Below are 12,479 nucleotides of genomic sequence, written 5' to 3' on the forward strand. Positions count from 1 at the left end.
GCGTGTAAGCATTCGCTAACTACCGCAAGGAAACGGTCATTCGGGGCGCGAGCGAGGCCGACGTTCCCGGGGTTCGTTTCAGGAGAGCGATGAGGGGGAGCAGCAGGTGACTATGACGGCCCAAGCGGCGGCCACCGGACAAGGTCGGCAGGGCCCCGGAGTTCCGGCCGGCAACGGAACCGGATTCTGCCGGGTGACGGTCGTCGCGCCCGACAGCCGCGTCGACGTGGCGCTGCCCGAGGACATCCCGGTCGCCGACCTGTATCCGGAGATCCTCCGGCTGTCGGGACAGAGCCCCGCTCAGGGCGCTCCGGTCGGCTATCACCTGGTACGCCGCGACGGCACCGTCCTCGACAGTGGGCGCACCCTGGCCGGTCAGCGCATCCTCGACGGCGAACTGCTGTCCCTGCGCCCCTTCTCCGAATCGCTGCCCCCCGCGGTCTTCGACGACGTCTCCGACGCAGTCGCCTCCGCCGTCGCCCGGGACCGCACCCTCTGGGGCGACAGCCTCATGCGCGGAGCCGGGCTCTTCGGAGGGTCGCTCCTGCTGGTCCTGCTCGGTTTCGTGCTGTGGACCTCCGGCCCCCGGCACGACATGCACGGCCTGCCTGGCGTCCTCGCCGCGGTCGTCGCCGTACTCGCTCTCGCGCTCGCCTGCGTACGGGCGCGCGTGTACGACGACCGGGGATCGTCCACGGCTCTGGGGATCGGCGCGCTCGCGAACGCCGCGGTCTCCGGCGCCGGGCTGCTGCCACTCGGCGAGGGAGAGGGCATCGGCAGGCTCCAGTTCCTGCTCGCCTGCGCCGCCGTGCTGGTGGCGGCGGTGATCCTCATGATCGCCGCCCCGGGCGGGGACGGCCTCTTCGTCGCGTTCGTGTTCGCCGCCGCCATCGGTCTGCTGGTGACCTTCGTCGCGATCACGACCGGCATGGCGCCTGCTGAGACCGCGGCGGTGTGCGCGCCGCTCTCCGTGGGTGTCCTCGCCTTCCTGCCCGGTCTCTCCACCCGTTTCGCCCGCCTTCCCATCGGCTTCGAGCCACCCCGTACCACCGTCGGTGACTACGGGACGTCCGAACCGGTGGCGCAGGGCCCGGTCGACGCCGACCGCATCGCCGCCCAGGCGCGGCGCGGCCACGAACTGCTCCTCGGCCTGGTCGGCGGATGCGCGCTGGTGGCCGTGGGCGCCGCCGCCGTCCTGGGGTTCTCGGACAACATCTGGGGCCAGTTGCTGGCACTTGCCACCGGGGTCGCCATGCTGATGCGCTCCCACCTTTTCCGTTACACGGCCCAGGTCGGCTGTGTCCTGGCGGCGGGTCTCGGCGCACTCGTGCTCCTGGGCCTCGGCCTGTCCCTCAATCCGCCGACCGAAATGCTGCGCGAGGCGGTCGCGGGGGACAGAACCGCGCTCGACATCCGTACGATCTGGCTCACCGCAGCCGTTGCGGGCGCCGCCGCCCTGATCACCGCCATAGGGCTGATCGTGCCGCGCAAGGGAGTCACTCCGTTCTGGGGGCGCTTCCTGGAGATCGCCGAAGCGTGCGTGCTCCTGACGCTGATGCCCCTGTGCCTCGCCGTTTTCGATCTCTACCACTCGATCCGCGCTCTCACCAGCTGATCCCGCGGGCCCGCCCGGCCGAAGCCGAGCACAGCCGGGCAGAATCACGTCCGTCCGGCGACTGAGGACGAAGCCGTGGCCGGGCGCCCGGGGTCACCTCACCCCCGACCGAACCGGCTCCGCCGGGCTGGTACGCTGTGTGACGGCCGTTTGTGTACGCGCTCCCGGATCATCCTGGGATCTGCGCTCATCGGACCCTCGCCCCCGAGTATCGGAAGAACCCCTGCGATCAAGACCAGGGGCACTCGTGGACGCATCGAACATCAAAGAGGAGTACGCGTGCCGCTCGACGCCGCTACGAAGAAGCAGATCATGTCCGAGTTCGCCCAGAAGGAGGGCGACACCGGCTCCCCCGAGGTTCAGGTCGCGATGCTCTCCCGTCGCATCTCGGACCTGACGGAGCACCTCAAGACGCACAAGCACGACCACCACTCCCGTCGTGGTCTGCTGATCCTGGTCGGCCAGCGTCGCCGCCTTCTGCAGTACCTGGCCAAGAAGGACATCCAGCGCTTCCGCGCCCTGGTCGACCGCCTCGGCATCCGCCGCGGTGCGGCCGGCGGCGCCAAGTAATTCGCCGTGAAGGGAGCGGTTCCCACCACTGAGGGGGCCGCTCCCTTTGTTGTACGTACGATTGTGCGTACGCACGCACGTACGACGTGTGGCGGGCCCGCCCACATGGCCGGAATGCCAAGCCGGGCCGAATCTCAGTAACCTGGTCGCAGAACGACCCACGGACGAGCGAGAAGCAGACCTCCCCGCCGCCGGTCCTCGGTAGTGGCCCCCGGACTCATCGACCCGGGTGCTTCGATCGAAGACCGGCCCGCCGATGGAGGGCTTCTCCGCTACCGTCCCCCGCCACACGGGCGTGGGGGCGAGAAGACGATATGTATCGGAGAAAACGCTAGTGGAGAACGAGACCCACTACGCCGAGGCCGTTATCGACAACGGAACCTTCGGCACCCGCACCATCCGCTTCGAGACGGGCCGCCTGGCCAAGCAGGCCGCAGGCTCCGCCGTCGCGTACCTGGACGACGACACCATGGTGCTGTCGGCCACCACCGCTTCCAAGAAGCCCAAGGACCAGCTCGACTTCTTCCCCCTCACGGTGGACGTCGAGGAGCGGCAGTACGCCGCGGGCAAGATCCCCGGCTCCTTCTTCCGCCGTGAGGGCCGGCCCTCCGAGGACGCGATCCTCACCTGCCGCCTGATCGACCGCCCGCTGCGCCCCTCCTTCAAGAAGGGCCTGCGCAACGAGATCCAGATCGTCGAGACGATCATGGCGCTCAACCCCGACCACCTGTACGACGTGGTCGCGATCAACGCCGCCTCCTGCTCCACGCAGCTGGCCGGCCTGCCCTTCTCCGGTCCGGTCGGCGGCACCCGTGTCGCCCTGATCAAGGGCCAGTGGGTCGCCTTCCCGACGCACACCGAGCTTGAGGACGCCGTCTTCGACATGGTCGTCGCCGGTCGCGTCCTGGAGGACGGCGACGTCGCGATCATGATGGTCGAGGCCGAGGCCACCGAGAAGACCATCCAGCTCGTCAAGGACGGCGCCGAGGCCCCGACCGAAGAGGTCGTCGCCGCCGGTCTCGAAGCCGCGAAGCCCTTCATCAAGGTCCTCTGCAAGGCCCAGTCGGACCTCGCCGCCAAGGCCGCCAAGCCCACCGGCGACTTCCCGGTCTTCCTGGACTACCAGGACGACGTGTTCGAGGCGCTCGCCGCCGCCGTCACGTCCGAGCTGGCCCAGGCGCTCACCATCGCCGGCAAGCAGGACCGCGAGGCCGAGCTGGACCGCGTCAAGGAGATCGCCGCCGAGAAGCTCCTCCCGGCCTTCGAGGGCCGCGAGAAGGAGATCTCCGCCGCGTACCGCGCCCTGACCAAGAAGCTGGTCCGCGAGCGCGTGATCAAGGACAAGGTCCGCATCGACGGCCGTGGCGTCACGGACATCCGTACGCTCGCCGCCGAGGTCGAGGCCATCCCGCGCGTGCACGGCTCGGCGCTGTTCGAGCGTGGCGAGACCCAGATCCTGGGCGTCACCACCCTCAACATGCTCCGTATGGAGCAGCAGCTGGACACCCTCTCCCCGGTGACCCGCAAGCGCTACATGCACAACTACAACTTCCCGCCGTACTCCGTCGGCGAGACCGGCCGCGTGGGCTCGCCCAAGCGCCGCGAGATCGGCCACGGCGCGCTCGCCGAGCGCGCCATCGTGCCGGTGCTGCCGACGCGCGAGGAGTTCCCCTACGCGATCCGTCAGGTCTCCGAGGCGCTGGGCTCCAACGGCTCGACGTCCATGGGCTCGGTCTGCGCCTCCACCATGTCGCTGCTGAACGCCGGTGTGCCGCTCAAGGCCGCCGTCGCCGGTATCGCCATGGGCCTGATCTCCCAGGAGATCGACGGCAAGACCCACTACGTCGCCCTCACCGACATCCTCGGTGCGGAGGACGCCTTCGGTGACATGGACTTCAAGGTCGCCGGAACGAAGCAGTTCGTGACCGCGCTGCAGCTCGACACCAAGCTCGACGGCATCCCCGCCTCGGTCCTGGCCGCCGCGCTGAAGCAGGCCCGCGACGCCCGCCTCCACATCCTCGATGTGATGAACGAGGCCATCGACGTCCCGGACGAGATGTCCCCGAACGCCCCGCGGATCATCACCGTCAAGATCCCGGTGGACAAGATCGGTGAGGTCATCGGCCCCAAGGGCAAGATGATCAACCAGATCCAGGAGGACACCGGCGCCGACATCACGATCGAGGACGACGGCACCATCTACATCGGTGCCGCCGACGGACCGGCCGCCGAGGCCGCCCGTGCCACGATCAACTCGATCGCCAACCCGACCATGCCGGAGGTCGGCGAGCGCTACCTGGGTACGGTCGTCAAGACCACCACCTTCGGTGCGTTCGTCTCCCTCATGCCGGGCAAGGACGGCCTGCTGCACATCTCGCAGATCCGCAAGCTCGCCGGTGGCAAGCGTGTGGAGAACGTCGAGGACGTGGTCGGCGTCGGCACCAAGGTCCAGGTCGAGATCGCCGAGATCGACTCCCGCGGCAAGCTCTCCCTGATCCCGGTCATCGAGGGTGAAGAGGACGAGAAGAAGGACGACGCCGCCAAGTGACGTCCCGTAGTTCCGCGACGACGGCCCGCGCCTCCTCGAAGGCGCGGGCCGTCGCCCGTACCCAAACGCTTCTCAAGGGCAGCAACGGCATCGGTACGGTCCGCCGCACCGTCCTCCCCGGCGGCCTCCGGGTCGTCACCGAGACGCTGCCCTCCGTCCGCTCCGCCACCTTCGGGATCTGGGCCAACGTCGGCTCACGCGACGAGACCCCCACCCTGAACGGCGCGACGCACTACCTCGAACACCTCCTCTTCAAGGGCACCGCCCAGCGCAGCGCCCTCGACATCTCCGCCGCCATCGACGCGGTCGGCGGCGAGATGAACGCCTTCACGGCGAAGGAGTACACCTGCTACTACGCGCGGGTCCTCGACACCGACCTGCCGCTGGCCATCGACGTCGTCTGCGACATGCTGACCGGCTCGCTGATCACCGCCGAGGACGTCGACGCCGAGCGCGGCGTGATCCTCGAAGAGATCGCCATGACCGAGGACGACCCGGGCGACTGCGTGCACGACCTGTTCGCGCACACGCTGCTCGGCGACACCCCCCTCGGCCGCCCGGTCCTCGGCACCGTCGACACCATCAACGCGCTCGACCGCGGCCGGATCGCCCGCTTCTACAAGAAGCACTACGACCCCACCCACCTGGTCGTCGCCGCCGCGGGCAACATCGACCACGCCACGGTCGTGCGCCAGGTCCGCAAGGCCTTCGAGCGAGCGGGCGCGCTGTCCCGCACCGACGCCGTCCCGGTCGCCCCGCGCGTGGGCTCCCGCACCCTGCGCACCGCGGGCCGCGTCGAGCTGCTGAACCGCAGGACCGAGCAGGCCCACGTCGTCCTCGGTGTCCCCGGCCTGGCTCGCACCGACGACCGCCGCTGGGCGCTGGGCGTCCTCAACGCCGCCCTAGGCGGCGGCATGAGTTCGCGACTCTTCCAGGAGGTACGGGAGAAGCGCGGCCTCGCCTACAGCGTCTACTCGTACACCTCCGGCTTCGCGGACTGCGGACTCTTCGGCGTGTACGCGGGCTGCCGGCCCAGCCAGGTCCACGACGTCCTCAAGATCTGCCGCGACGAGCTCGACCGAGTGGCGTCCGAAGGACTGAGCGACGAGGAGATCGGCCGGGCCATCGGGCAGCTGTCCGGCTCCACGGTCCTCGGCCTGGAGGACACCGGCGCGCTGATGAACCGCATCGGCAAGAGCGAACTGTGCTGGGGCGACCAGATGTCGGTCGACGACATGCTGGCCCGGATGGCGCAGGTCACCCCCGATGACGTCCGCGCGGTGGCGGGCGAGGTCCTTGGACACCGCCCCTCGCTCTCCGTCATCGGCCCGCTCAAGGACAAGCAGGCCGACCGCCTCGACGAAGCGGTCTCCTAACTCCCCGTAAGGAAGCAGAGCAATGAGCAAGCTGCGCGTGGCCGTTCTCGGTGCCAAGGGCCGCATCGGGTCCGAGGCGGTACGAGCCGTCGAGGCCGCCGACGACATGGAGCTGGTGGCCGCCCTGGGCCGCGGCGACCAGCTGGAGACCCTCGCGGACTCCGGCGCCCAGGTCGTCGTCGAGCTCACCACCCCCGCGTCGGTGATGGGCAACCTCGACTTCTGTGTCCGGCACGGCATCCACGCCGTCGTCGGTACGACGGGCTGGTCCGACGAACGGCTCGCGCAGCTGAACACCTGGCTCGCCGGCTCCCCGCAAACCGGTGTGCTCATCGCGCCGAACTTCTCCATCGGCGCCGTCCTCACGATGAAGTTCGCGGAGCAGGCCGCCCGGTACTTCGAGTCCGTCGAGGTCGTCGAACTGCACCACCCGAACAAGGTCGACGCCCCCTCGGGCACCGCGACCCGCACCGCCGAACTGATCGCCGAGGCCCGGCGGAAGGCCGGCTGCGCCCCGCAGCCGGACGCCACCACCACGGCCCTGGACGGTGCCCGCGGCGCGGACGTCGACGGGGTCCCGGTCCACTCGATCCGGCTGCGGGGTCTCCTCGCCCACCAGGAAGTGCTGCTCGGCGGCGAGGGCGAGACCCTCACCATCCGCCACGACTCCCTGCACCACACCAGCTTCATGCCGGGCATCCTGCTCGGCGTACGCCGTGTGGTGACCACTCCGGGTCTCACGTTCGGCCTGGAACACTTCCTCGACCTGAACTGACTGAGCCACGCCATGCGCGCAAAGATCACCTACTTCGTCACCGCTGCCGTCCTGGTCTTCTACTTCGTCCTGGTCGGCAGCCGCGGCGTCCTGCTCATCCGGCACGGCACACTGCTGACGGTCACCTTCGGGGTCGCGGTGCTGATCCTGCCGGTGATCGGTATCTGGTTCCTCTGGAAGAACACCCAGTTCGTGGCGCGGGCCAACGCCCTGGCCGCGGAACTCGACGCGGAGGGCGGTCTGCCGGTCGACGAACTGGTCCGCACCCCGTCCGGTCGCATCGACCGCGCCTCGGCCGATGCCGTGTTCGCACGCCGCCGTGAGGAGACCGAGGACGCTCCGGACGACTGGCGCTGCTGGTTCCGGCTGGCCGTCGCCTACCAGGACGCCAGGGACACCCCCCGGGCCCGCAAGGCCATGCAGCGAGCCATCGCCCTGCACAGGAAGGCCACCCGGCCCAGCACGCCCTGATCCGGGCCTACGGGGCCGACCGGCCACCTGATCCGGGCCGATGCGTCCGGATCAGGTGGCCGGTCGGCGGTCGAGGGCTTCGTTCGAGCCCACCCGGCGACGGAGGGCGAACCGGTTGCCGAACGGCCCCGCCACCCCTCGCCTCAGTCCCGCCGATACTCGTCCCCCCACGCCTCGACCGTGTCGGCGGCACGGTCGAACGCCTCGCCCCGCGTCAGGAAATCCGCGTTGCTGTCGGTGAGCAGCGGCGGAACCGCCTCGCCTCCCCGGCGTACGACGACCAGCGCCTGGCCCTGTACGGTGCGCGGAAAACCGAGCCACTTCACCGGCTGCTGCACCGTACGGACGGCCGTGACCTGGTCCCACGGCACGGTCGTCGTCGCGAAGAAGCCCACCCGGCGCACGCCGTGCCGGCTCACCCAGGCGCCGACCCGCAGCAGCCGCAGGGCGCAGGCGATGACCACGAGGGCCAGTCCCAGGCAGACGACGGCGCCCGGTACCGCTCCGGCGAACGCGATGATCATCCCCGCGAGCAGGATGAACGAAGCGAACAGCAGCAGGAAGGCCGCGGCCGCGACCCGCCAGGGCCCGGGGCGGTACGGACGCCGCCAGTCGTCGTGGTCGTCGAACGGCAGCGCGATGTCCTCGGCGCTCGCGTCAAACGCGCGGTCGGCCGTCAGAAAGGGCAGGGGCACGACTGATCCTCACTCACAAGCACGCTCGATTGCTGTGCTCGGTGAGGCTATCGAGGAGATCGCCGACGGGACCACCCCAGGGGGTCCGCGCGCGTCAGCCCCCGTGCGAGGCCTCGGTCTGCTGGATGTGCGACGGGCCCTGGGCGGGGCTCAGGGCGGGCAGGCCGAGGATCAGCGACCCCACGAGGCCCGCGACGACCGTCAGCCCGATGAGGGAACGGCCGGCCAGCTGGGAGACGCTGGTGCGCTCCCGTGGGGGCGGGGTGACGTTACTGCGGAATCGGTCGGCCTCGGCTACGAACGAGAACGGGACGGATTCACGCCGGCGGAACATGAGGAAGCTCTCCTTGAACTCTGTAACGGATGCTGCTACTGAGTCAGACGCACGGCGGGCCCGTTCGGTGCCCCGAATCGCCGAATTCGTCGAAGAAATCCCTGGACAGCCCTTCCTGCCCTCGTTGTCAGTGGCGGCCCGTAGAGTGGGCGCCGCCCGAGCGACGCAATTGGAAGGACCCCGCCGGTGACCGAGACCCCCGAGCCCGCAAAGCCCAGCTTCCGCAGCGATGTCACCGTTGACCTGGTGAAACACGCTGCAGGTGACTCCGACGTGCTGTTCGCGGCCCGCGTCTCCACGGCCGGTGAGCAGTCCCTGGAGGAGGTCACGAAGGACCCTGAGCGCTCCAAGGGGCTCATCAACTTCCTGATGCGTGACCGGCACGGCAGCCCGTTCGAGCACAACTCGATGACCTTCTTCATCAGCGCCCCGATCTTCGTGTTCCGAGAGTTCATGCGTCACCGCGTCGGATGGTCGTACAACGAGGAATCGGGCCGCTACAGGGAGCTGCAACCCGTCTTCTACGTTCCGGGGGAGTCCCGCAAGCTCGTCCAGCAGGGCCGCCCCGGCAAGTACGAGTTCGTCGAGGGCACCCAGGCCCAGCAGGAGCTCACCGGCCGCATCATGGAGGACTCCTACCGCCAGGCGTACGAGGCGTACCAGGAGATGCTCGCCGCGGGAGTGGCCCGCGAGGTCGCCCGCGCGGTGCTCCCCGTGGGCCTGTTCTCCTCGATGTACGCCACATGCAACGCCCGCTCGCTGATGCACTTCCTGGGTCTGCGTACCCAGCACGAGCTGGCGAAGGTGCCGTCCTTCCCGCAGCGCGAGATCGAGATGGTCGGCCAGCAGATGGAAGAGCACTGGGCCCGGCTCATGCCGCTCACCCATGCAGCCTTCAACAAAAACGGACGCGTGGCCCCGTAAGCGGTGTCCGTATTGCGGCGTTTCATGAAGTTCATCTAGGCTGATCAAACGGACCCGGCACTGCTTGAACCCCCGAGCAGGCAGTGTCGGGCTCCTCTAGCGTGTCCCCCCGAGGGGGCATTGGGCGCTGAGCAACGAGTAGCGTGTTACCCATGGCTCCGATCTCCACTCCGCAGACCCCCTTCGGGCGGGTCCTCACCGCTATGGTCACGCCCTTCACGGCGGACGGCGCACTCGACCTCGACGGCGCCCAGCGGCTCGCCGCCCATCTGGTGGACGCAGGCAATGACGGCCTGATCGTCAACGGCACCACCGGCGAGTCCCCGACCACCAGCGACGCGGAGAAAGACCAGCTCGTACGGGCGGTACTGGAGGCGGTGGGAGACCGGGCCCACATCGTCGTCGGCATCGGCACCAACGACACCCGGCACAGCATCGAGCTCGCCCGCACGGCCGAACGCTCCGGTGCCCACGGCCTCCTCGCCGTGACGCCGTACTACAACAAGCCGCCGCAGGAAGGCCTCTTCCGCCACTTCACGGCCATCGCCGACGCCACCGGTCTGCCGGTGATGCTCTACGACATTCCGGGCCGCAGCGGTGTGCCGATCGACACCGAGACGCTGGTGAGGCTCGCCGAGCACCCACGCATCGTCGCCAACAAGGACGCCAAGGGCGATCTCGGCCGTGCCAGCTGGGCGATCACCCGGTCCGGCCTTGCCTGGTACTCCGGCGACGACATGCTGAACCTGCCGCTCCTCTCGGTCGGCGCCGTCGGCTTCGTCTCCGTCGTCGGCCATGTCGTCACTCCCGACCTGCGCGCCCTCATCGAGGCGTACCTCGGCGGCGACGTCCAGAAGGCCACGGAGATCCACCAGAAGCTCCTGCCGGTCTTCACCGGCATGTTCCGTACCCAGGGCGTGATCACCACCAAGGCCGCGCTGACGCTCCAGGGCCTCCCCGCAGGCCCGCTGCGCCTCCCCCTGGTGGAACTCACCGCGCAGGAAACGGCTCAGCTCAAGATCGATCTTGCCGCCGGTGGGGTAGAGCTGTAACCACAGACTTCACAACTGAATAAGCGAAGAACACTCGCAAGAGTGACATCACAGTCAACAGCAAGTGCACGAATGACATGCGCGCCACGTGCCCGAGCGGTACGTGGCGCGCGTGGTAAGGAGAGTCTTTTGAGTCATCCGCACCCCGAACTCGGCACCCCGCCGAAGCTCCCGAAGGGCGGCCTCCGCGTCACCCCGCTCGGCGGCCTCGGCGAAATCGGCCGCAACATGACGGTATTCGAGTACGGCGGCCGCCTGCTCGTCGTCGACTGCGGAGTTCTCTTCCCCGAGGAGGAGCAGCCCGGGATCGACCTGATCCTCCCGGACTTCACCACGATCCGGGACCGTCTCGACGACATCGAGGGCATCGTCCTCACGCACGGCCACGAGGACCACATCGGTGGTGTCCCGTATCTGCTGCGCCTGAAGCCGGACATCCCCCTCATCGGCTCCAAGCTGACCCTCGCGCTGATCGAGGCGAAGCTGCAGGAGCACCGCATCCGCCCCTACACCCTCGAAGTCGCGGAGGGCCAGCGCGAGCGCATCGGCGTCTTCGACTGCGAGTTCGTCGCGGTCAACCACTCGATCCCGGACGCGCTCGCGGTCGCCATCCGCACGCCGGCGGGCATGGCCGTCGCGACCGGCGACTTCAAGATGGACCAGCTCCCGCTGGACGGCCGACTCACCGACCTGCACGCGTTCGCCCGGCTGAGCGAGGAAGGCATCGACCTCCTCCTCTCCGACTCGACCAACGCGGAGGTCCCCGGCTTCGTGCCGCCCGAGCGGGACATCTCCAACGTCCTGCGCACGGTCTTCGCCAACGCCCAGAAGCGCATCATCGTGGCGAGCTTCGCCAGCCATGTGCACCGCATCCAGCAGATTCTCGACGCGGCCCACGAGTACGGCCGCCGGGTCGCCTTCGTCGGCCGCTCCATGGTCCGCAACATGGGCATCGCCCGTGATCTGGGCTATCTGAAGGTCCCCGCGGGCCTGGTGGTCGACGTCAAGACCCTCGACGATCTGCCGGACGACGAGGTCGTGCTGGTCTGTACGGGATCCCAGGGCGAGCCGATGGCCGCACTCTCCCGTATGGCCAACCGGGACCACCAGATCCGGATCGTGCAGGGCGACACGGTGATCCTGGCGTCGTCCCTGATCCCGGGCAACGAGAACGCGGTCTACCGCGTGATCAATGGCCTGACGCGCTGGGGCGCCAACGTCGTCCACAAGGGCAACGCCAAGGTCCATGTCTCGGGCCACGCCTCGGCCGGCGAGCTGCTGTACTTCTACAACATCTGCAAGCCGAAGAACCTGATGCCGGTCCACGGCGAATGGCGCCACCTGAGGGCCAACGCCGAACTGGGAGCTCTCACCGGCGTACCCAAGGACCACATCGTCATCGCCGAGGACGGCGTCGTCGTCGACCTCGTCGACGGCAAGGCCAAGATCGTCGGCAAGGTCCAGGCAGGTTACGTATACGTCGACGGCCTCTCGGTCGGCGATGTCACCGAGACCTCCCTCAAGGACCGTCGGATCCTCGGTGAGGAGGGCATCATCTCCGTCTTCATCGTGGTCGACAGTTCCACCGGCAAGATCACGGGCGGCCCGGACATCCACGCCCGTGGCTCCGGCATCGACGACTCGGTGTTCGGCGCCGTCGTGCCGAAGATCGAGGAAGCGATCAACAGGTCCGCCCAGGACGGTGTGATGGAGCCCCACCAGCTCCAGCAGTTGGTCCGCCGCACGCTGGGCAAGTGGGTCTCCGACACCTACCGTCGGCGACCGATGATCCTTCCCGTCGTCGTCGAGGTCTGATCCCGACAGGCGCGAACTCCGGAGCGGGGCCCCCGATTTGCATCGAGGCGCCCCGCTCCAGTACGTTTACGGCTCCGCCAGGCCGGGAAGCACCGCGCACACTCACGTGCAGTGGTCACCCCGAACGGGGCGGAAATTCCGACTCAGAACTTCTGATAAAGTCGGGTTCGCCGAAAGGCAAGGCCACTCCAAAGGCCACCGGAATTCAAATTCGAACCGGAAACGGTGAGAAAAGAGTCTGGTAGGGTTGGAATCGCTGGAAAGGGAAACGCGAAAGCGTGGAACTGGAAAGCGGCCCCGCTTC

Annotated in this window: 11 protein-coding genes; 9 read left to right on the plus strand and 2 right to left on the minus strand. The window is 68.6% G+C overall.

What is annotated here, in order from left to right:
* Nucleotides 1-112: 112 nt before the first annotated feature.
* The 6 genes from eccD (at nt 113) to ACZ68L_RS38415 (ending at nt 7,355) form a co-directional block, all read left to right on the plus strand.
* Nucleotides 113-1,615, plus strand: coding sequence for a type VII secretion integral membrane protein EccD (eccD, locus tag ACZ68L_RS38390; protein WP_469587185.1), 1,503 nt, complete (start codon nt 113-115; stop codon nt 1,613-1,615).
* 279 nt (nt 1,616-1,894) lie between these two features.
* Complete coding sequence (gene rpsO / locus ACZ68L_RS38395) at nt 1,895-2,185, plus strand: 30S ribosomal protein S15 (protein ID WP_003965855.1); 291 nt, start codon at nt 1,895-1,897, stop codon at nt 2,183-2,185.
* Nucleotides 2,186-2,519: 334 nt separating this feature from the next.
* Nucleotides 2,520-4,733, plus strand: coding sequence for a polyribonucleotide nucleotidyltransferase (locus ACZ68L_RS38400; RefSeq protein WP_351084673.1), 2,214 nt, complete (start codon nt 2,520-2,522; stop codon nt 4,731-4,733).
* Nucleotides 4,730-6,109: a M16 family metallopeptidase gene (locus ACZ68L_RS38405; RefSeq protein ID WP_469587164.1), complete on the plus strand. Its 1,380-nt coding sequence runs from the start codon at nt 4,730-4,732 to the stop codon at nt 6,107-6,109. Before ACZ68L_RS38400 ends, ACZ68L_RS38405 begins: the two co-directional genes overlap by 4 nt.
* Before the next feature lie 22 nt (nt 6,110-6,131).
* Nucleotides 6,132-6,884 carry a 4-hydroxy-tetrahydrodipicolinate reductase gene (gene dapB / locus ACZ68L_RS38410; protein WP_469587166.1) on the plus strand — a complete coding sequence of 251 codons (753 nt, stop codon included), beginning with the start codon at nt 6,132-6,134 and terminating at the stop codon, nt 6,882-6,884.
* Nucleotides 6,885-6,896: 12 nt separating this feature from the next.
* The gene (locus tag ACZ68L_RS38415) at nt 6,897-7,355 is read left to right on the plus strand and encodes a hypothetical protein (RefSeq protein ID WP_469587169.1); all 459 of its coding nucleotides are present in this window, start codon (nt 6,897-6,899) and stop codon (nt 7,353-7,355) included.
* 143 nt (nt 7,356-7,498) lie between these two features.
* Here ACZ68L_RS38415 and ACZ68L_RS38420 read toward each other — a convergent pair whose 3' ends face one another.
* A complete protein-coding gene (locus tag ACZ68L_RS38420) occupies nt 7,499-8,050 on the minus strand; it encodes a hypothetical protein (protein ID WP_469587171.1) in 552 nt (183 codons plus the stop codon).
* A 94-nt stretch (nt 8,051-8,144) separates the two neighbouring features.
* On the minus strand, nt 8,145-8,384 hold the full coding sequence (locus ACZ68L_RS38425) for a hypothetical protein (RefSeq protein WP_469587173.1): 240 nt from the start codon (nt 8,382-8,384) through the stop codon (nt 8,145-8,147).
* Between the two features lie 186 nt (nt 8,385-8,570).
* Here ACZ68L_RS38425 and thyX point away from each other — a divergent pair, with 186 nt between their 5' ends.
* The 3 genes from thyX (at nt 8,571) to ACZ68L_RS38440 (ending at nt 12,175) form a co-directional block, all read left to right on the plus strand.
* A complete protein-coding gene (thyX, locus tag ACZ68L_RS38430; protein ID WP_376286622.1) occupies nt 8,571-9,308 on the plus strand; it encodes an FAD-dependent thymidylate synthase in 738 nt (245 codons plus the stop codon).
* Between the two features lie 152 nt (nt 9,309-9,460).
* Nucleotides 9,461-10,360, plus strand: a complete 900-nt coding sequence (gene dapA, locus ACZ68L_RS38435; RefSeq protein ID WP_469587177.1) for a 4-hydroxy-tetrahydrodipicolinate synthase — start codon at nt 9,461-9,463, stop codon at nt 10,358-10,360.
* Between the two features lie 129 nt (nt 10,361-10,489).
* On the plus strand, nt 10,490-12,175 hold the full coding sequence (locus ACZ68L_RS38440; RefSeq protein WP_469587180.1) for a ribonuclease J: 1,686 nt from the start codon (nt 10,490-10,492) through the stop codon (nt 12,173-12,175).
* Nucleotides 12,176-12,479 lie beyond the last annotated feature (304 nt).

It is taken from the genome of Streptomyces sp. NPDC104309, assembly GCF_055584025.1.